This window comes from Streptomyces montanisoli (genome assembly GCF_017813245.1).
Lineage (GTDB): Bacteria > Actinomycetota > Actinomycetes > Streptomycetales > Streptomycetaceae > Streptomyces > Streptomyces montanisoli.
On record NZ_JAGIQL010000127.1, the window covers coordinates 1 to 19252 of the forward strand.

The 19252-nt window shown below is 71.5% G+C and carries 21 protein-coding genes and 5 tRNA genes; 7 read left to right on the forward strand and 19 right to left on the reverse strand.

The genetic code is table 11. From position 1 onward, the window contains the following. From JFN87_RS24575 to JFN87_RS24585, 3 genes are all read right to left on the reverse strand, one after another. A partial coding sequence (locus JFN87_RS24575) for a DAK2 domain-containing protein (protein WP_209343264.1) occupies nt 1-421 on the reverse strand: 421 nt, incomplete at its 3' end. A 153-nt stretch (nt 422-574) separates the two neighbouring features. Further along, on the reverse strand, nt 575-1375 hold the full coding sequence (gene thiD / locus JFN87_RS24580) for a bifunctional hydroxymethylpyrimidine kinase/phosphomethylpyrimidine kinase (protein WP_209343265.1): 801 nt from the start codon (nt 1373-1375) through the stop codon (nt 575-577). Between the two features lie 11 nt (nt 1376-1386). Next, nucleotides 1387-2352: a thiamine-phosphate kinase gene (locus JFN87_RS24585; RefSeq protein WP_209343266.1), complete on the reverse strand. Its 966-nt coding sequence runs from the start codon at nt 2350-2352 to the stop codon at nt 1387-1389. 200 nt (nt 2353-2552) lie between these two features. Between JFN87_RS24585 and JFN87_RS24590 the strand changes: the two genes are divergently transcribed. Continuing rightward, nucleotides 2553-2786, forward strand: coding sequence for an Lrp/AsnC family transcriptional regulator (locus JFN87_RS24590; RefSeq protein WP_209343267.1), 234 nt, complete (start codon nt 2553-2555; stop codon nt 2784-2786). Between the two features lie 88 nt (nt 2787-2874). Continuing rightward, on the forward strand, nt 2875-3309 hold the full coding sequence (locus tag JFN87_RS24595; protein WP_372449282.1) for a DUF3515 domain-containing protein: 435 nt from the start codon (nt 2875-2877) through the stop codon (nt 3307-3309). A gap of 35 nt (nt 3310-3344) precedes the next feature. Here the strand turns inward: JFN87_RS24595 and JFN87_RS24600 are convergent, their stop codons facing one another. From JFN87_RS24600 to JFN87_RS24610, 3 genes are all read right to left on the reverse strand, one after another. Next, entirely contained in the window at nt 3345-4502 is a 1158-nt protein-coding gene (locus JFN87_RS24600; RefSeq protein ID WP_209343269.1) for a D-alanine--D-alanine ligase family protein, read from the reverse strand. A gap of 91 nt (nt 4503-4593) precedes the next feature. Then, a complete protein-coding gene (locus JFN87_RS24605) occupies nt 4594-5595 on the reverse strand; it encodes an NAD(P)H-dependent glycerol-3-phosphate dehydrogenase (RefSeq protein ID WP_209343270.1) in 1002 nt (333 codons plus the stop codon). Continuing rightward, nucleotides 5592-6356, reverse strand: coding sequence for a lysophospholipid acyltransferase family protein (locus JFN87_RS24610; RefSeq protein WP_209343273.1), 765 nt, complete (start codon nt 6354-6356; stop codon nt 5592-5594). Before JFN87_RS24610 ends, JFN87_RS24605 begins: the two co-directional genes overlap by 4 nt. A gap of 176 nt (nt 6357-6532) precedes the next feature. On the opposite strand from JFN87_RS24610, the gene cofC reads away from it, so the two are divergent. Both cofC and JFN87_RS24620 read left to right on the forward strand, forming a co-directional pair. Next, a complete protein-coding gene (cofC, locus tag JFN87_RS24615) occupies nt 6533-7204 on the forward strand; it encodes a 2-phospho-L-lactate guanylyltransferase (protein ID WP_209343275.1) in 672 nt (223 codons plus the stop codon). A 59-nt stretch (nt 7205-7263) separates the two neighbouring features. Continuing rightward, on the forward strand, nt 7264-7467 hold the full coding sequence (locus JFN87_RS24620) for a hypothetical protein (RefSeq protein WP_209343277.1): 204 nt from the start codon (nt 7264-7266) through the stop codon (nt 7465-7467). 113 nt (nt 7468-7580) lie between these two features. Here JFN87_RS24620 and JFN87_RS24625 read toward each other — a convergent pair whose 3' ends face one another. The 4 genes from JFN87_RS24625 to leuC form a co-directional block, all read right to left on the reverse strand. Further along, entirely contained in the window at nt 7581-8183 is a 603-nt protein-coding gene (locus JFN87_RS24625) for an HU family DNA-binding protein (RefSeq protein WP_209343278.1), read from the reverse strand. A 141-nt stretch (nt 8184-8324) separates the two neighbouring features. Next, on the reverse strand, nt 8325-8552 hold the full coding sequence (locus JFN87_RS24630; RefSeq protein ID WP_030910634.1) for an SCO5555 family protein: 228 nt from the start codon (nt 8550-8552) through the stop codon (nt 8325-8327). A 115-nt stretch (nt 8553-8667) separates the two neighbouring features. Continuing rightward, the gene (gene leuD, locus JFN87_RS24635) at nt 8668-9276 is read right to left on the reverse strand and encodes a 3-isopropylmalate dehydratase small subunit (RefSeq protein WP_209343279.1); all 609 of its coding nucleotides are present in this window, start codon (nt 9274-9276) and stop codon (nt 8668-8670) included. Between the two features lie 2 nt (nt 9277-9278). Further along, nucleotides 9279-10709 carry a 3-isopropylmalate dehydratase large subunit gene (gene leuC / locus JFN87_RS24640; RefSeq protein WP_209343280.1) on the reverse strand — a complete coding sequence of 477 codons (1431 nt, stop codon included), beginning with the start codon at nt 10707-10709 and terminating at the stop codon, nt 9279-9281. Between the two features lie 178 nt (nt 10710-10887). Between leuC and ndgR the strand changes: the two genes are divergently transcribed. Beyond that, the gene (ndgR, locus tag JFN87_RS24645) at nt 10888-11604 is read left to right on the forward strand and encodes an IclR family transcriptional regulator NdgR (RefSeq protein ID WP_030910625.1); all 717 of its coding nucleotides are present in this window, start codon (nt 10888-10890) and stop codon (nt 11602-11604) included. A gap of 111 nt (nt 11605-11715) precedes the next feature. Here the strand turns inward: ndgR and JFN87_RS24650 are convergent. From JFN87_RS24650 to JFN87_RS24675, 6 genes are all read right to left on the reverse strand, one after another. Continuing rightward, nucleotides 11716-11788: transfer RNA gene (locus JFN87_RS24650), tRNA-Glu, on the reverse strand. A 14-nt stretch (nt 11789-11802) separates the two neighbouring features. Further along, nucleotides 11803-11874 (reverse strand) — tRNA-Gln (locus JFN87_RS24655). 13 nt (nt 11875-11887) lie between these two features. Continuing rightward, a tRNA-Glu gene (locus JFN87_RS24660) sits at nt 11888-11960 on the reverse strand. Between the two features lie 28 nt (nt 11961-11988). After that, a tRNA-Glu gene (locus JFN87_RS24665) sits at nt 11989-12061 on the reverse strand. A gap of 18 nt (nt 12062-12079) precedes the next feature. Then, nucleotides 12080-12151 (reverse strand) — tRNA-Gln (locus JFN87_RS24670). Nucleotides 12152-12236: 85 nt separating this feature from the next. Next, nucleotides 12237-12938, reverse strand: coding sequence for an HAD family hydrolase (locus tag JFN87_RS24675; RefSeq protein ID WP_209343281.1), 702 nt, complete (start codon nt 12936-12938; stop codon nt 12237-12239). A 157-nt stretch (nt 12939-13095) separates the two neighbouring features. On the opposite strand from JFN87_RS24675, the gene JFN87_RS24680 reads away from it, so the two are divergent. Next, nucleotides 13096-13887, forward strand: coding sequence for an SAM-dependent methyltransferase (locus JFN87_RS24680; RefSeq protein WP_209343282.1), 792 nt, complete (start codon nt 13096-13098; stop codon nt 13885-13887). Between the two features lie 59 nt (nt 13888-13946). Here JFN87_RS24680 and gltX read toward each other — a convergent pair whose 3' ends face one another. From gltX to JFN87_RS24695, 3 genes are all read right to left on the reverse strand, one after another. Further along, entirely contained in the window at nt 13947-15422 is a 1476-nt protein-coding gene (gene gltX / locus JFN87_RS24685) for a glutamate--tRNA ligase (RefSeq protein WP_209343284.1), read from the reverse strand. Next, nucleotides 15415-16200 carry a fumarylacetoacetate hydrolase family protein gene (locus JFN87_RS24690; protein WP_209343286.1) on the reverse strand — a complete coding sequence of 262 codons (786 nt, stop codon included), beginning with the start codon at nt 16198-16200 and terminating at the stop codon, nt 15415-15417. The genes gltX and JFN87_RS24690 overlap by 8 nt, the downstream gene beginning before the upstream one ends. 139 nt (nt 16201-16339) lie before the next feature. Then, nucleotides 16340-16507, reverse strand: coding sequence for a hypothetical protein (locus JFN87_RS24695; protein ID WP_209343288.1), 168 nt, complete (start codon nt 16505-16507; stop codon nt 16340-16342). A 572-nt stretch (nt 16508-17079) separates the two neighbouring features. Between JFN87_RS24695 and JFN87_RS24700 the strand changes: the two genes are divergently transcribed. Then, nucleotides 17080-19252: sensor histidine kinase (locus JFN87_RS24700; protein ID WP_209343290.1), on the forward strand; the 2173-nt coding region annotated here is incomplete at its 3' end.

Here is a 19252-nt window from a genome sequence, read left to right on the forward strand (position 1 = left end):
CCTCGCGCGCGAGGCGGTCGGCGGCAGCGCGCGCGCCGCCCCCGGCGCCGTCGGTGCCCCCGCCGCCGTCGGTGCCCGCGCCGTTGTCCGCGGTCTCGTCGGCGAGCACGTCGGCGATGCCGCGCAGCAGTTGCGCGAGGATGGTGCCCGAGTTGCCGCGCGCGCCGAGCAGCGCGCCGTGCGCCATGGCGCGTACCGCGTCCTCGGGCGCGGGTTCGCGGCCGCCGGCGCTGTGCGCGGCGAAGACCGCCTCGACGGCATGCGCGGCCGCTTCGAGGGTCAGGTAGAGGTTCGTGCCCGTGTCGCCGTCCGCCACCGGGTAGACGTTGATCGCGTCGATCTCCTCGCGCTGACCGCCGAGGGCGTCGAGCGCCCGCGCGCACCAGGTCCGCACCGCGGCGGCGTCGAGGGTGTGGGGCACCTGCTGGTCCTCTCCTCCTGCGCGAACCGCCCGCGTGGCGCGGCCTGACGGGCACCTTCTACGCAGCGTAGTCCGCGGCCGCCGGCGGGACGTCCGCCGGTACCGCGCCCGGAGCCGCGGGGCCTCGGCCGCGGGGGCCGGCGGGCCCACGCGTCACCGTGCGCACCAGCCGTGGTCGACGGGGCCGATGCCGCCGCCGAGCGCGAACCCGTGGCGCACCGCGCCGGTCACGTACTCCTTGGCCGCCCGTACGGCCGTGACGACGTCCTGCCCGCGGCCGAGGCCCGCGGCGATCGCGGAGGCCAGCGTGCAACCGGTGCCGTGCGTGTGGCGGTTGTCCAGGCGCGGCGCGCGCAGCCAGTGCTCCTCGGTGCCGTCGGTGAGCAGGTCGACGGCGTCGCCCGGCAGGTGGCCGCCCTTGATCAGCGCCCAGCGCGGGCCGAGCGCGAGCACCGCGGCGGCCGCGCGCCGCAGGTCGTCCTCCGTCTCGACGGTCACGCCGGTGAGCCTGGCGACCTCGTCGAGGTTGGGCGTGGCCACGGTGGCGACCGGCAGCAGCCGGGTGCGTACGGCGTCGAGCGCCGAGTCGGCGAGGAGCGTGTCCCCGTGCTTGGAGATCCCGACGGGGTCCACCACGACAGGCGCCGCGGTGGCGGCGAGGAGTTCGGCGACGGCGCCGACGATCGGCGCGGAGGAGAGCATGCCGGTCTTCACGGCCTGGACGCCGATGTCGTCGACGACGCTGCGGTACTGCGCGCGCACGGCCTCCACCGGCAGTTCCCAGGCGCCCTGCACGCCCAGCGAGTTCTGCGCGGTGACCGCCGTGACGACGCTCATGCCGTGCACCCCGAGGGCGAGCATGGTCTTGAGGTCGGCCTGGATGCCCGCGCCGCCGCCCGAGTCGGAGCCGGCGACGGTCAGGACACGGGGTGGCGGCGGTGCGGGCGCGGTCATGGAAGACGACCCTACGTTTCCGCGTCGCCGAAGTGGTCCCAGCCCCCGTCCCCGGTCCACGGGGCGCCGTCGACGGTGACCTGCGGCTGGGCGGACGGGCCGAGCACCTCGCCGATGACCTTCCACCTGGCGGGCAGCTTCACGTCGGGCGGGAAGGTGGCGACGATCGCGTGGTCCTCGCCGCCGGTGAACACCCACTGGAGCGGGTCGATGCCGACGGCCTGCCCGATGTCGCTCATCTGGGAGGGGATGTCGACGAGCCCGGAGCGCAGGTCGATGCGGACCGTGCTGGCCTGCGCGATGTGCCCGAGGTCCGCGACGAGCCCGTCGCTGACGTCGGTCATGGCGGTGGCGCCGAGCCCGGCGGCCGCGGGGCCCGCGTGGTACGGCGGTTCCGGCCTGCGGTGGGCCTCGACGAAGGCGCGCGGCGAGCGGAAGCCGCGCGAGAGCACCGCGTGGCCGGCGGCCGACCAGCCGAGCCAGCCCGTGTACGCGACGATGTCGCCGGGGTGCGCGCCGGAGCGCGTGACCGGCTCGTGGCCGCGCAGGTCGCCGAGCGCGGTGATGGCGACGGTGATCGAGTCGCCGCGCACGACGTCGCCGCCGACCACGGCCGCGCCCGCGACCTGGGCCTCGTCGCGGATGCCGTCCATCAGCTCGGCGGCCCAGGTCACCGGGAGCTGCGCGGGCACGACGAGGCCGAGCAGCAGGGCCGTCGGCACGGCGCCCATCGCCGCGATGTCGGCGAGGTTCTGCGCGGCGGACTTGCGGCCCACGTCGTACGCGGTCGACCAGTCCCTGCGGAAGTGCCGCCCTTCGAGCAGGAGATCCGTGCTGGCGACGACCCTCCGGTCGGGTGCGGCCACGACCGCGGCGTCGTCGCCGGGCCCGAGCCGGACCGCCGGGGTGGTGGTGAGGCGGGAGGTGAGCCTGTCGATCAGCCCGAACTCCCCCAGCTCCCCCACGGTTCCCTTCACCGGGTCTCCCTTCTCTGTGTGCGCCGAGAGGCTGCTGTCCGGCCGCTTCGTGCGTGTGCTCTCAAAACGCGGGCGGGGGCGTGGAGAATCCGCGGGGAAGGCCCTGGACGCACCGGGTCTCCCGCCGGCACGGGCCGACGCGATACCGTGGCGTCCCTTCTCCCCTGGGACATGATCCTCATGGCCGCCCTGGAGGCTCCGTGGTACAGGCGTACATCCTCATCCAGACCGACGTGGGCAGAGCGACGGCGGTGGCCGAGACCATCGCGGCGTTCCCCGGCGTGCTGCAGGCCGAGGACGTCACAGGCCCCTACGACGTCATCGTGCGCGCCCAGGCGGACACGGTCGACGAGTTGGGCCGCATGGTCGTCGCCAAGATCCAGCGGGTGGACGGCATCACCCGTACCCTGACCTGTCCGGTCGTGCATATCTAGCCCCGTCTACGCTTGTCCGGTGACACCTCTTCGCCGAAGGGCCTCCGGGCGCAGGCTACCGGGCCCTCTCATCGCGACGTTGCCCGCCGTGGCCGTGCTGTGCGCGGCGGGATGCTCGGGCGGCGGCTCGGCGGCGCACGTCGCGGTGCCCCGGCCGCCCGCCGGCCAGGTCAAGGTGTGCGCCGCGCTGCACAAGCGGCTGCCCGACAAGGTCGGCGGGCAGAGCAGGCGCGACCCGCGGCCGAGTTCCGGCCTGACGGCCGGCTGGGGCTCGGGGGACGCGTCGATCGTGCTGCGGTGCGGCGTGCCGCGCCCGAAGGCCATGGACGACCCGCAGGCGGCGGCGGTCGACGCGAACGGCGTGAGCTGGATGGTGCAGCCCTACGCGAAGGGGCAGCGGTTCACCACCACCTACCGCGCCGCCTACGTCGAGGTCACGATGGGCTCGAAGTTCGCCCACGACGGCACCCCGATCGCGCAGCTCGCGAAGGCCGTGAGCAAGACGGATCCCTCGACCGTCTGACGGGCCGGCGTGTCCGGCCCGTCTCGCGCGCGTGCTCAGCGCAGCCCGGTGGACCGGCGCAGCGCGGCCTTGATGAGCAGGTCCACGAGTTCCGCGTAGCCGACGCCGCTCTCCTGCCACATGCGGGGGAACATCGAGATGGGCGTGAACCCCGGCATGGTGTTGATCTCGTTGATGACGAAGGTGCCGTCCTCGGTGAGGAAGAAGTCCGCGCGCACCAGGCCCTCGCAGGACACCGCCTCGAACGCCGCCACCGCGAGCCGCCTGACCTCGGCGGTCTGCTCCTCGGTGAGCGGCGCGGGCACGAGGCCCGACGCGGAGTCGATGTACTTGGCCTCGAAGTCGTAGAAGTCGTGCGCGGTGACGGGCGGGATCTCGGCCGGCAGGCTCGCCCGCGGCCCGTCCTCGAACTCCAGCACCCCGCACTCGATCTCGCGGCCGCGCAGCAGCGACTCCACCAGGACCTTGGGGTCGTGGCGCCTGGCCTCGGCGAGCGCCTCGTCGAGGCCCTCGAACCCGTCGACCTTGCTGATGCCGACGGACGAGCCGCCACGGGCCGGCTTCACGAACAGCGGCCACCCGTGCTCGGCCGCGAAGTCCACGATGCGCCTGCGCGCGCCGGATTCGTCCTGGTCCCACTCGCGCGGCCTGATCACCAGGTACGGGCCGACGGGCAGCCCGAACGAGGTGAACACCCGCTTCATGTACTCCTTGTCCTGGCCGACGGCCGACGCGAGCACGCCGGCGCCCACGTACGGCAGGCCGGAGAGCTCAAGCAGGCCCTGGAGCGTGCCGTCCTCGCCGTACGGGCCGTGCAGCACGGGGAAGACGACATCGACGTCGCCCAGTGCCTTGGGCACGGAGCCGGGTTCGCTGTAGACCACTTCGCGGTTGCCCGGCGCGACGGACAGCACCACGTCGCCCTCGGTGGACTCGGCGATCTGCTCGACGCTGGGGACCGCGCGGTCGGTGATGGCCATCCGCGCCGGGTCGTCGGCGGTCAGCGCCCAGCGGCCGTCCGCGGTGATGCCGATGGGCAGGACGTCGTACACGTCGCGGTCGATCGCCGCGAGCACCGCTCCCGCGGTGACGACGGAGATGCCGTGCTCGGAGCTGCGGCCCCCGAAGACGACGGCTACGCGCGGCTTGCGGGGCGGGCCCTGAGGGCTCTGGGAGGCGTTCAGGCTGCTCATATCGCGATGAGGGTACCCGCAGATCCCGCACGGGTCAGCGGCCGAGGGGCCGTTCGGCGCGCCGCCGGCCCGTACGGCGGTGCGGCGCTACTCAGAGCCGTTCGGCCTTGGCGCTGCGTGACATGAGTTCCTTCAGCGCGGTGAGCGGGGCCTTGCCGTTGTGGACGATGTCCACGATGGTCTCGGTGATGGGCATCTCGACGCCGTGGCGGCGCGCCAGGTCGAGCACGGACTCGCAGGACTTGACGCCTTCCGCGGTCTGGCGGGTGGCGGCGATGGTCTCCTCGAGCGTCATGCCGCGGCCGAGGTTGATGCCGAAGGTGTGGTTGCGCGAGAGCGGCGAGGAGCAGGTGGCGATCAGGTCCCCCATGCCGGCGAGGCCGGAGAACGTGTGCGGGTCGGCGCCCATCGCGAGGCCCAGCCTGCTGGTCTCGGCGAGGCCCCTGGTCATCAGCGACGCCTTGGTGTTGTCGCCGAACTCCATGCCGTCCGCGATGCCCACGGCGAGGCCGATGACGTTCTTGACCGCCCCGCCGAGTTCGCAGCCGACGACGTCCGTGTTGGTGTACGGGCGGTAGTACGCGGTGTGGCAGGCGGTCTGCAGGCGGCGCGCCACGGACTCGTCGGCGCACGCGACGACCGCGGCGGCCGGTGTGCGTGCGGCGATCTCGAGCGCGAGGTTGGGGCCCGTGACGACGGCGACGCGTTCGGCGGGCGCCCCCGCGACCTCCTCGACGACCTCGCTCATCCGCTTGGCGGTGCCGACTTCGACGCCCTTCATCAGCGACACGAGGACGGTGTCGGAGGGCAGGACGGGCGCCCAGTGCGCCAGGTTGCCGCGCAGGGTCTGCGACGGCACGCACAGGACGGTGAACTCGGCGTCCCGCGCGGCCTCGGCCGGGTCGCAGGTGGCGCGCACACGGTCGGGCAGGCGGACCCCCGGCAGGTACTCCGGGTTCGTACGGGTGGTGTTGATGGTCTCCGCGACGTCCGCGCGGCGCGCGCAGAGCGTCACCTCGCACCCGGCGTCGGCGAGGATCATGGCGAACGCGGTGCCCCACGATCCGGTTCCGAAGACGGCGACCCTGGTCACGTTGTTCCCTCGTCCTCTTCCGTTTCCGCTCGCGCGGTCCTGCGGCGCTCCCGCGCCCGTGCACTGCGCGGATCGTACGGCACCTCGGGGGCGGGCTCCCCGCGCAACTGGACCAGCAGTTCGGTGATCGCCGCCATGATGACCTCGGAGACCTCGCGCAGCAGGTCCTGCGTCATCGTCCGGCCGTAGTACGGCGACAGGTCGACGGGTCTGCCGACGAGGACGTGGTGCGTCTTGCGCGGGAGGACGGACGCCTTCTTCGCGTACGGCGGCAGCACTTCGTTGGCGCCCCACTGGGCGATCGGGATCACCGGGCACTTGGTCTGGAGCGCCACGCGTGCCGCGCCGGTGCGGGCGACCATGGGCCACTGGCCGGGGTCGCGGGTGAGGGTCCCCTCGGGGTAGAACGCGACGCACTCGCCGCGTTCCACGGCGCCGATGGCTGCCCGGAACGCGCCGCGCGCGTCGCTGGAGTCGCGGTACACGGGGATCTGCCCGCTGCCGCGCATCACGGCCCCCACGAAACCGTCCGTGAACAGGGAACTCTTCGCGAGGAATCTCGGGACGCGGCCGGTGTTGTACTGGAAATGGCCGTAGGCAAAGGGGTCGAGATGGGAATTGTGGTTCACCACGGTGATGAATCCGCCGTCGGCCGGAATGTTCTCCGTCCCCCTCCAGTCCCGCTTGAAGAGAAGCAGGAGCGGCGGTTTCGCGAGCACCGCCGCAACGTGATACCAGAAGCCGACTTTTCGGCGGGACACGCGGACACCTTCCTCATTACCTGCCCGGCTCCACGCCCGGCTGCTGGGGGACAAGTGTCGCCCCGAGCCCCTGGTCTGTCGAGGACACCGTACGCCCGGCCCCTCGGGGCGGCGCGGTGGCCGCGGGGGTGCCGCGCCACAATGAAACGCATCCGCACGAGGACGGGGAGCCCGCCGTGAACACCGACCCGACGGCCGGATGGTCCCTGGTCGTGCCGCTGAAACCGCTGCCTCTGGCCAAGAGCAGGCTGGCGCCGGCGGCCGACGCGGCGCGCCGCCACCGGCTCGCGCTCGCCTTCGCGCAGGACACCGTGGCGGCCGCGCTCGCCGCCGACGCGGTGGCGGGTGTGGTGGTCGTCACGGACGACGGGGACGCGGCGGCCGCGCTGGCCGCGCTCGGCGCGCGCGTCGTGCCGGACTCCCCCGCCGCGGGGCTCAACGCGGCGCTCGCGCACGGCGCGCGCACGGTCAGGGACGAGCGGCCGGACGCCCGGGTGGCGGCGCTCAACGCGGACCTGCCCGCGCTCAGGCCGGCGGAACTGACCCGCGTGCTGCATTCGGCCGCCGCATTTCCGCGTGCTTTTCTCGCCGATGCGGCGGGAATCGGCACGACGCTGCTCGCCGCTCGTGCGGAATGCGCGTTGCGGCCGGCGTTCGGCGGCCCCTCACGCCTGCGTCACGCCGCGGGCGGCGCGGCGGAGATCCTGCTGGGCGGCGTGGATTCCGTACGGCGCGACGTGGACACCGCGGACGACCTGCGGGCGGCCGCGGCCCTCGGGATCGGCCCGCACACGGCCCGCGTGTGCGGGGCCCCTTCGCCGCTGACCGCGCCGCAGGACGTGTCGTGACGCCGGAGGCGGGCTTTGACCGGCGGGCGGGCCGGGAGACGCGCGGTTACGCTGCGGTCATGCAGGCGACGGCGTACACCTACGACCCCGGGACCCGGTGCGGCAGCGTGCTGCTCGACGACGGCACCCCGGTGGAGTTCGGCTCGGAGGCGTTCGACGCGGGCGGGTTGCGGCTGCTGCGGCCCGGCCAGCGCGTCAGGATCGAGACGGCGGGCGAGGGCGAGCGGCGGCGGGTCACCCTGGTGACGCTGCAGACGTTCTGACGCCGAGGGTTCGCGGGCGGGCCGCAAGAACGCCGCGGGCCGGTCTCCCCGAGGGGAGCCCGGCCCGGCGTGTGCGCGGCCACGTGCCGCTTTTCCGGTCCTGCCTTTGGCGCTTACTTGGACCTGGCGGCGGTCTTCTTCGCGGTCGAGCGCGAGGCGGTCTTGCGCGCCGGGGCCTTCTTGGCGGGAGCCGTCTTCTTGGCGGCCGTCGACTTCTTGGCGGCCGTCTTCTTCGCGGGTGTCGCCTTCTTCGCCGTGGTCTTCTTGGCGGTGGTCTTCTTCGCGGGCGTCGCCTTCTTGGCCGCGGCCTTCTTCGCCGTCGACTTCTTGGCGGTGGCCTTCTTGGCGGCGGCCTTGGCCGTCGTGCGGGTGGAAGATCCGCCAGAGAGGCTGCCCTTGGGCGCCTTCTTCACGGAGACCTCGCCTCCCTTGGGAAGCTTCTTCGAGCCGCTCACCAGGTCCTTGAAACCCTGGCCCGCGCGGAAGCGCGGCACCGAGGTCTTCTTGACCCGCACCCGCTCACCCGTCTGCGGGTTGCGGGCGTAGCGGGCGGGGCGGTCGACCTTCTCGAACGATCCGAAGCCGGTCACCGACACGCGGTCGCCGCTGACGGTGGCGCGGACGATCGCGTCGAGCACCGCGTCCACGGCGTCCGCGGCCTGCTGGCGGCCGCCGAGCTTGTCCGCAATCGCTTCTACGAGCTGAGCCTTGTTCACGTCTTCCCCTTCGGAGACATTGCCAGAACGAATGTGTTCAAGCCTTTTCGCACGTTAGGCAGATATATACCGCAAATCAAACACGAAACGGGCTGATCACCCTAGTGCCGCAACGAAGTCGGTCCGGCGCACTTCCACCGGTCAGTCCTCTTCCGGAAAACGACCCTCGTCGAGATCCGTCAGCAGACGGTCAAGGCGCCTTGCCGCATCCGGGAGATCATGCTTCGCCGCAGCCGTGATGACCAGCAGCTTTCGTGTGAGCGCCATGCGTACGCCCTCCGCGACTTGCAGTTCGCGCACTCGCGTGTGCGCTTCCTTCAGTTGTCCGGCGACCGACTCGTAGAGTGCGAGTTGGCTGTCGCGTTCCATGCACCGATTGTGCCATCTGGGGCGAGTTGTCGCCTCACGGGGGCTCAACAAGCAACTGCACCCCCTGCCGGACGGCAGGGGGTGCAGTTGGGGAAAACCGCTGATCAGGAGGGGATCAGGCGGCAATTGTGCGGGGCTTGAAGGACGGCCTCGTGGCCTCGTAGGCCGCGATGTCGGACTCGTTCTGCAGAGTGAGGCTGATGTCGTCGAGCCCGTTCAGCAGACGCCAGCGGGCGTTCTCGTCAAGGTCGAAATCGGCCGTCAGTTGCTCGGCCCCCGCCACGGTGGCCCGCACCTGGCGACGCTCCAGGTCGACGGTGACCTCCGCCGCCGGATCGGCCTCGGCCAGCGCCTGGAGGCGCTCCACGACGTCCTGGTCGAGGACGACGGTCAGCAGGCCGTTCTTCAGCGAGTTGCCGCGGAAGATGTCGGCGAACCGGGAGGAGATGACCGCCTTGAAGCCGTAGTTCTGCAGGGCCCAGGCGGCGTGCTCGCGCGAGGATCCGGTGCCGAAGTCGGGCCCGGCGACCAGGACGGTCGCGCCCCGGTACTCCTCCTGGTTGAGCACGAAGGACGGGTCCTTGCGCCAGGCCTCGAACAGGCCGTCCTCGTAGCCGTCGCGGGTGACCTTCTTGAGCCAGTGGGCGGGGATGATCTGGTCCGTGTCGACGTTGCTGCGGCGCAGCGGGACGGCGCGGCCGGTGTGGACGGTGAAGGCTTCCATGGTTATCGCGCTCCAGCGGGCGTGCGGTCTGCGTCGGACAGGTCGGCGGGTGAGGCCAGATGGCCCAGTACGGCGGTCGCGGCGGCCACCTGCGGGGAGACCAGGTGGGTGCGGCCGCCCTTGCCCTGCCTGCCCTCGAAGTTGCGGTTGGACGTGGACGCGGAGCGCTCGCCCGGCGCCAGTTGGTCGGGGTTCATGCCGAGGCACATCGAGCAGCCGGCGTGCCGCCATTCGGCGCCCGAGCCGGTGAACACCTTGTCGAGACCCTCCTCGACGGCCTGCAGCGCCACCCGTACGGACCCGGGGACGACCAGCATCCGTACGCCGTCGGCGACTTTGCGCCCTTCGAGCACGGCGGCCGCCGAGCGCAGGTCCTCGATACGGCCGTTGGTGCACGAACCTACGAAGACGGTGTCGACCCTGATGTCGCGCAGGGCCTGTCCGGCGGTCAACCCCATGTACTCCAGGGCCTTTTCGGCGGCGTGGCGCTGCGATGCGTCATCGTACGAAGCGGGATCGGGGACGCGCTCGGACAGCGGCGCGCCCTGGCCCGGGTTGGTGCCCCAGGTGACGAACGGCGCGAGGTCGGCGGCGTCGATGAACACCTCGGCGTCGAAGACGGCGTCGTCGTCGGTGCGCAGCGTCCGCCAGTACTCGACGGCGCGGTCCCACTCCTCGCCCTCGGGGGCGTGGGCGCGGCCCTTGAGGTAGGCGAACGTGGTCTCGTCGGGGGCGATCATGCCCGCGCGCGCGCCGGCCTCGATGGACATGTTGCAGATGGTCATCCGGGCCTCCATCGAGAGCTTCTCGACGGCGGAGCCGCGGTACTCGATGATGTAGCCCTGTCCGCCGCCCGTGCCGATCTTCGCGATCACGGCGAGGATGAGGTCCTTGGCGGTGACGTCGTCGGGCAGTTCGCCCTCGACAGTGACGGCCATCGTCCTGGGGCGCGCCATGGGCAGCGTCTGGGTGGCCAGCACGTGCTCTACCTGGCTCGTGCCGATGCCGAACGCGAGCGCGCCGAAGGCGCCGTGGGTGGAGGTGTGCGAGTCGCCGCAGACCACCGTGGTGCCCGGCTGGGTGAGCCCCAGCTGCGGTCCCACCACGTGGACCACGCCCTGCTCGACGTCGCCGAGCGGGTGCAGCCGCACGCCGAACTCGGCGCAGTTCTTGCGCAGCGTCTCCAGCTGGGCGCGGGAGACCGGGTCGGCGATCGGCTTGTCGATGTCGAGGGTCGGGGTGTTGTGATCCTCGGTGGCGATGGTCAGGTCGAGCCGCCGCACCTTGCGGTCGCTGAGCCGGAGGCCGTCGAACGCCTGGGGGCTCGTCACCTCGTGCAGCAGGTGCAGATCGATGAAGAGGAGGTCGGGCTCGCCATCGGCGCGCCGGACGACATGGTCGTCCCAGACCTTCTCCGCGAGTGTCCTACCCATCGCTTTCCCTCCGGCCGGCGCCTTCGCCGGCGCTTCATAGAGACATCTGGTCCCGCGTCCGTCCCACCCGCCGGACGCCGGCCGCGGCCCGTGTTCGGCGAGTCCGCTCACTACAGATTGGCAAGTTCGCCGGGAAATTGAACTTGCGTTTCACAGAGTGAGACGCGAGTATCGTTTCATGGACAACTCAAGTGGCGTCGGAGTTCTCGACAAGGCCGCTCTCGTGCTGAGCGCCCTGGAGTCAGGTCCGGCCACCCTCGCCGGGCTGGTCGCGGCGACAGGTCTCGCCAGGCCAACGGCCCACCGGCTCGCCGTGGCCCTGGAGCACCACCGGATGGTCGCGAGGGACATGCAGGGCCGGTTCATCCTGGGCCCGCGCCTCGCGGAGCTGGCCGCGGCGGCCGGCGAGGACCGGCTGCTCGCCACGGCAGGGCCGGTGCTCACGCACCTGCGGGACGTGACGGGCGAGAGCGCGCAGCTCTACCGCAGGCAGGGCGACATGCGCATCTGCGTCGCCGCGGCGGAGCGCCTGTCCGGGCTGCGCGACACGGTGCCCGTGGGCTCCACACTGACGATGAAGGCCGGGTCCTCGGCGCAGATCCTCATGGCGTGGGAGGAGCCGGAGCGCCTGCACAGGGGGCTGCAGGGGGCGCGGTTCACGGCGACGGCGCTGTCCGGCGTGCGGCGCAGGGGCTGGTCGCAGTCGATCGGGGAACGGGAGCCCGGCGTCGCGTCGGTGTCCGCCCCCGTGCGCGGCCCGTCCAACCGCGTGGTGGCGGCGGTCTCCGTGTCGGGCCCGATCGAGCGGCTGAGCCGGCACCCGGGCCGGATGCACGCGCAGGCCGTGATCGACGCGGCGCAGCGCTTGTCCGAGGCGCTGCGCAGGAGCGCGTGACGTCCTCGGTCCGTCGTGCGCGGGCCCAGCGCGCGGTCCGCGCACGACGCGCGTCCGCCCGGACACGGCGAAGGCCCCCTCCTCGTGAGGAGAGGGCCTCGGCCTTTCGCGTACCCCCGACCGGATTCGAACCGGCGCTACCGCCTTGAGAGGGCGGCGTGCTAGGCCGCTACACAACGGGGGCGAGATCGTGCGAAGCTGGGCTACCAGGACTCGAACCTAGACTAAATGAACCAGAATCACTCGTGCTGCCAATTACACCATAGCCCATGGTATAGACCAGTAGCCCCGACCGGATTCGAACCGGCGCTACCGCCTTGAGAGGGCGGCGTGCTGGGCCGCTACACAACGGGGCCCCAGCGACCTTCCGATGAGGAAGATCCGTACCCCCGACCGGATTCGAACCGGCGCTACCGCCTTGAGAGGGCGGCGTGCTAGGCCGCTACACAACGGGGGCGTGCAGAGATGATCTGCGCTGGGCTACCAGGACTCGAACCTAGACTAACTGAACCAGAATCAGTCGTGCTGCCAATTACACCATAGCCCACCAAAACACAACCCCCTGGTGGGGGTTTTGTTCGGGTTGCGCCTGCCTGACGGGCTTGTCTCCCTCCGGCGGCGCAGGAAGAACATTACCCGATGCCGGGACGCGCTCCAAAACGAGTTGTCCCGCGCAGCAGGGCGGGAAGAGGCCCGAGACCGGTGATGCGCACCAGCTCGGGACGGCCGCCGAGACCGCCCCTGTCGAGCCACACGGCGGCGAGGCCGGCGGACGCCGCGGCCGCGGCGTCCACATCGGGTTCGTCCCCGACGTAGACCACGTCGCCGGGCGGCAGCCCCAGCGCCTCGCACGCGGCGAGGAAGGCCGCGGGCGCGGGCTTTCCGACGCCGATGTCGTCGGCGCACACGACGGCCTCGAACCGCTCGCGCACGCCGAGCACCGTGAGCTTGCGGTCCTGGTGACGCAGGGACGAGTTCGACAGGACGGCGTGCCGGAAGTCGCCGGCCAGCTCGTCGAGCGCGGCGAGGACGTCGGGGAACAGCCGCCATGACGCCCGGTAGTGGGCGTGGTACCCGAGGAACCACGCGTCCGCCTCCGCGTCGCTCAGCGGCCGTCCCAGGAAGGTGCGCACGCGCTCCCTGCGCTGCTCCTCGAAGCCGATCTCCCCCGCCACGAAGCGCGCCCAGTGCTGCCGCATGCTCGCGCGCCACCGGTCGAGGGCGTCGGCGCCGGGCCGCTCGCCGGCGAGGTGGCGTTCCAGGGCGAGGCGATCGGCCCCCGAGTAGTCGAAGAGTGTGTCGTCGACGTCCCAGAGCACAGCGCGCAGCGGCATGGCACCACCCTAGGCCCTGGCGCGCGGTGCGCGCCGGCGAGTGGACGGAGGGGGGCGTTCCGGATTCAACGGCCTTTGACCAGCGCGTTGTTGGCTGTGAGACTGGCCGCGGCCACCACCCCCCGCCCCGCCCCTTCACCCAGACCGGAGCCCACCCATGGCGTCAGGTGTCCCGAAGCCGCAGGTCGACACGAGCAGGCCGCACTCGGCACGCGTCTACGACTATCTGCTCGGGGGCAAGGACAACTACCTCGTCGACCAGCAGCTCGCCGACCTGCTCCCCGACCTCGTCGCCCACACCGCCCGGCAGAACCGGGCGTTCATGCACCGCGCGGTCGCCTGGAGCGCGCGCACCGGCATCGACCAGTTCCTCGACGTCGGCACGGGCATCCCCACCCAGCCCAACCTCCACCAGATCGCCCAGGGCGTCGATCCGGCCGCGCGCGTCGTGTATGTGGACAACGACCCCATCGTGCTGCGTCACGCCGAGGCGCTCCTCGTCTCGTCGCCCGAGGGCCGCACCGACTACCTGCACGCGGACGTGCGCGACCCCGCGGCCATCCTCGAAAGGGCGGGCGAGCTGCTCGACCTGGACCGGCCCGTCGCCCTGTCGCTCGTGGCGCTCCTGCACTTCGTGCTGGACGAGGAGGACCCGTACGGCATCGTCCGCACGTTCCTCGACGCGCTGGCGCCCGGCAGCCACCTGGTGCTCTCCCACGCGACCATGGACACCTTCCCCGGTCCTGTCGACCACGAGCAGGAGCGGATGTACCGGAGCAACATCCCGAACCAGATGCGCACGCGGGCCGAGGTCGAGCGGTTCTTCGACGGCCTCGACCTGGTGGAGCCCGGCGTGGTGACCCCCGCCGAGTGGTTCAAGGACACGCCGGCGCCCGACGCGGGCGACCTGCCCGTGCTCCTCTACGCGGGCGTCGCCCGCCTCCCGTAGCGGAAGCCGACAGGAGGGAGCGGCCGTTCCCGGCCGTCCCCTCCCCCGTCGCCGTGTGCCTACGCGGACGCCAGCCTGGCGAGCGCGGCGTCGACGCGCGCCAGGGTGCGGTCGCGGCCCAGCACCTCGAGCGACTCGAACAGCGGCAGGCCCACCGTGCGGCCCGTCACCGCCACCCGCAGCGGGGCCTGCGCCTTGCCGAGCTTGAGGCCGTGCTGCTCGCCCGCGGCGAGTACGGCCTCCTTCAGCGGCTCGGCCTCCCACGCGCTCTCCGCGAGCTTCTCGCGCACCGTGGTCAGCAGCCCCGCGGCGTCGCCCTTCATGGCCTTCGCCCAGGACGCGTCGTCCCGTACCGGCTCGTCCAGGAAGAGGAAGTCGATGTTGGCCGTGATGTCCGAGAGGACGGTGACGCGGGTCTGCGCCAGCGGCGCGAGCGCGTCGAAGGCGCCCTGGTCGAACCGCTCGGGGGCCCAGGGCGCGTGCGGTGCGGCAAGCCAGGGCGCGCACGCCTCGGTGAACGCCTTCACGTCCAGCTGCCTGATGTGGTCGGCGTTGATCGCCTCGGCCTTCTTGAGGTCGAAGCGTGCGGGGTTCGCGTTGACCGCGCGGATCTCGAACGCCGCGACCATCTCGTCCATCGTGAAGATGTCCTGGTCCGCGGAGAACGACCAGCCCAGCAGGGACAGGTAGTTGAGCAGGCCGTCCGGGAGGAAGCCGCGCTCGCGGTAGAGGTTGAGCGAGGACTGCGGGTCGCGCTTGGACAGCTTCTTGTTGCCCTCGCCCATCACGTACGGCAGGTGCCCGAAGGCCGGGACGCCCTTGGCGACGCCCAGCTCGCGCAGCGCCCCGTAGAGGGCGATCTGGCGCGGCGTGGAGGAGAGCAGGTCCTCGCCGCGCAGCACGTGCGTGATCTCCATCAGCGCGTCGTCGACGGGGTTGACCAGCGTGTACAGCGGGGCGCCGTTGGCGCGCACGATGCCGTAGTCGGGCACGTTGTCCGGGGTGAAGGTGAGCTCGCCGCGCACCAGGTCGGTGAAGGTGATCGGCTCGTCGGGCATACGGAAGCGGACGATGTGCTGCCGCCCCTCGGCCTCGTACGCCGCCTTCCGCCCGTCGCTCAGGTCGCGGCAGTGGCCGTCGTAGCCGGAGGGCCGGCCGGCCGCGCGCGCGGCGTCGCGGCGCTGCTCCAGCTCCTCGGTCGTGCAGTAGCACGGGTACGCGTAGCCGCCGGCCAGGAGCTTGTCCGCGACGTCGCGGTAGATGTCCATGCGCTGCGACTGGCGGTACGGCTCGTGCGGGCCGCCGACCTCGGGGCCCTCGTCCCAGTCGAGGCCGAGCCAGCGCATCGAGTCGAGCAGCTGCGCGTAGGACTCCTCGGAGTCGCGCGCGGCGTCGGTGTCCTCGATGCGGAAGACCAGGGTGCCGCCGTGGTGCCGGGCGAAGGCCCAGTTGAACAGGGCCGTGCGGACCAGGCCCACGTGGGGGTTGCCGGTCGGGGACGGACAGAAACGTACGCGGACAGAGCCGTTAGCCACGCTTGATCACCTTGTTGGTGAGAGTGCCGATGCCTTCGATGGTGACGGCGACTTCGTCGCCGACGGAGAGCGGGCCCACGCCCGCGGGTGTGCCGGTGAGGATGACGTCGCCCGGCACCAGGGTCATGGCCTCGCTGACGTGGACGACGAGGTCCTCGACGGTGCGGATCATCTCGCTGGTGCGCCCGAGCTGGCGCTGGAGGCCGTTGACGGTGCACTGGACCGTCAGGTCGGACGGGTCGAGTTCCGTCTCCACCCAGGGCCCGAGCGGGCAGGAGGTGTCGAACCCCTTGGCGCGCGCCCACTGCTTCTCGGACTTCTGCAGGTCGCGTGCGGTGACGTCGTTGGCGCACGTGTAGCCGTAGACGACGTCCTTGACGCGCTCGCGCGGCACCTCGCGGCAGAGGGTGCCGATGACGACGGCGAGCTCGGCCTCGTAGTGCACGTCGTCCGAGAAGTTCGGGTAGACGATGGGGTCGCCCGAGCCGATCACGGAGGTGCTGGGCTTGAAGAACGTCATCGCCGCTTCGGGTACCTCGTTGCCCAGCTCCGCCGCGTGCTCCGCGTAGTTGCGGCCGACGGCCACGACCTTGCTGGGGAGCACGGGCGGCAGGAGGCGTACCTCGCTCAGGCGCACTTTTGTGCCGCTGAGCTGGGCGCCGCTGTACGGGACGCCTTTGATGATGTCGAGGAGCAGGCCGGCCGGATCGCCGCCTCCCGCATCCTCGACAGCGCCGAAGGCGACATTGCCGTCGATGGAGAACCTGGCGATGCGCACGGTTTGCTACTCGCCCCTCACTTCACTCGCGGTCCTGGTCAGCAACTGTTCGGCCGACTCGGGCATCAGGCTAGCGCGACGGCGGGGCGCGGGTGCGTACCGGCGGGGTCGTACGGGCGGCCGCGGTGGCGCGCGGCCTTCAGAGCTGTGTGCGCCTCGGGTTGGCCGTGCGGATCGGGAGTGCTCCGCGGTATTCGGGGGCCTGCGCAGTGACGAGCCCGGTGGCGTCCGCGAGACGGGTGAGCGTGGTGCGCCTCGGGTTGGCGGTCTTGCGGAAGGCCGTGGCCGTCTTCGCGGCAGGTGTCATGGGGCGGTCCCGTTCTCGCGTCTCGCGGGTGGGGCGCGGCGGGCGGCGCGGGCCGCGCATATGCCAACCCTGGAATGGGTCAGGCTAAACATCTGATTCTCGCCGAAAGACGCGCCTGACAGCTCTTCCCGTGTGAGTTTCCTCACCAGTTGACGGACATTCTTCCTAAATCTTCACGTCTCAGGGCGCCATGAAAACGGTCATCTCACATCAGACAGCGTCATTCCGCTGCCGATCATGAGGACTGGGACACGGTGAGCCTCCCGGCGGATGTTCCGCAATGACCCGATTCCTCCGTGATCACTTTCGACGATTCGTGACACGGCCGTTACGCGGTGTCATACAGGTCACGGCAGTGCCGTCAGACCTTGTTGGAGATCCGGCACTGTGCTGGAATCACCCCCACCGCCGCGAGTTCCCACCCGGCGCACACGGGCGCGACGGAGCGTCGCGTGTGAACGGGAGAGGGAACGGCGGACTCACGACCACCATGGGGGGCGTCTCGCACCCCACGACGCCGACACCGTCCTGCCGCACGCGGTGGGACGCCTGGTCCAGAGGTTGCGACGCTAGTGCAGGGACGTTCGAAGAGGGATAGCAGTGCCGCGGCGGAGCAGGAGCCCCGCGGCGGGTCGGAACGCGGCGCCCCGGCCCAGCACACCCGGAACAAGACGGCAGCCGGCCCGTCGCCGGACGGGAACGAGCGCGCCACCCGGCCCGAGACCGCGAACGAGACCCAGGCGTCCGCGCCCAGGGCCGCCGCGGCACCGGGCGACTCGGGCTCCCGAATAGCCCTGCGCAACTGGCGCATCAGCACGCGCCTCGTCTCCCTGCTGGCGCTGCCCGTGATCGCGGCCACCACGCTGGGCGCGTTGCGGATCGACGACTCGATCAACAACATCAACCAGCTCGACCACATGCAGCTGCTCACGGAGCTGACCAAGGAGGCGACCGCACTCGCCGCCCAGCTCCAGACCGAGCGCGACCAGGAGGCGGGCCCGCTCACCCACGGCGTGCAGCCCAGCGACCTGAGCATCAAGCAGCTGCAGACCCAGACCGACCGGGCCAGCAAGTCGTTCCTCGATGCGACCAACGCCATCGGCAACACGAACAACGACGACACGCTCAACAGCATCCGCGCCAACGTCAACCAGATCGCCGGCCAGGTCCAGCAGATCAACGACCTGCGCAGCGGCGCCTACTCCACGCCCGGCTCGTCCTCGCTGACCGTCGACTCGTACGACCAGCTGATCACCTCGCTGCTGAGCCTGTCCCAGGACATGGCGCAGGCCACCAACAGCCCGGACATGATCAAGCGGACCCGCGCCCTGGCCGCGTTCTCGTCCGCCAAGGAGTACGCCTCCATCCAGCGCGCGATCATCGCGGCGGCCCTGCCGGCCGACCCGAAGAAGCACACGGGCAACCTGACCAACACCGACCGTCTCTACGGTGCCGCCGCCGCCAAGAAGGAGACGAACGAGCTCAACACGTTCCGCACGCTCTACCAGTCGATGGGCGGCAACGCCGACGATCTGATGGCGCCCCTGCAGGGCCAGGGCAACCCCGAGATCAAGGCGGCCGACGACTACGAGAGCCGGGTACTCGGCGGCCCCGACGGCCTCGCCAACCAGCCGAACCGCAGCTACGCGGACTGGATCGACCAGGCGTCGGTCCGCATCAACACGATGAAGACCATCGAGTCCACGCTGCTCGGCCAGGTGGAGGCCAAGGCGACCGAGCTGCGCCAGCAGTCGCAGCGCGACGCCATCATCAACGGCGCCGTCATCCTGCTGGTCCTCGGCGTCTCCCTGGCCGGCGCGTTCATCGTGGCCCGGTCCATGGTCCGCTCGCTGCGGCGGCTCCAGGACACGGCGACCAAGGTCGCCCAGGACCGGCTGCCCGAGCTCGTCCGGGAGCTCTCCGAGTCGGACCCGCAGGACGTCGACACCTCCGTGGAGTCCGTGGGTGTCCACTCGCGCGACGAGATCGGCAAGGTGGCCGCGGCCTTCGACCACGTGCACCGCGAGGCCGTCCGGCTCGCCGCGGAGCAGGCGCTGCTGCGGGGCAACGTCAACGCGATGTTCACCAACCTCTCGCGCCGCAGCCAGGGCCTCATCCAGCGCCAGCTCTCGCTGATCTCCGAGCTGGAGTCCCGCGAGGCCGACCCCGACCAGCTGTCCTCGCTGTTCAAGCTCGACCACCTCGCCACCCGCATGCGCCGCAACGGTGAGAACCTGCTGGTCCTCGCCGGCGAGGAGCCGGGCCGCCGGTGGACGCGCCCCGTCCCGCTCGTGGACGTGCTGCGCGCCGCGGCGTCCGAGGTGGAGCAGTACGAGCGCATCGAACTCGCCGCCGTTCCCGCGACCGAGGTCGCCGGGCGCGTCGTCAACGACCTCGTCCACCTGCTCGCCGAGCTGCTGGAGAACGCGACGTCGTTCTCGTCCCCGCAGACCAAGGTCCGCGTCACCGGTCACGCGCTGCCCGACGGCCGCGTGCTGGTGGAGATCCACGACACCGGCATCGGCCTGTCCCCCGAGGACCTGGCGGCGATCAACGAGCGGCTGGCGTCGCCGCCGACCGTGGACGTCTCCGTCTCGCGCCGCATGGGCCTGTTCGTGGTCGGCCGGCTGTCCCTGCGCCACGGCATCCGCATCCAGCTGCGCCCCTCGGACTCCGGCGGCACGACGGCCCTCGTCATGCTGCCCGTCGACCTCGCGCAGGGCGGCAAGAAGGCGCCGGGCCAGC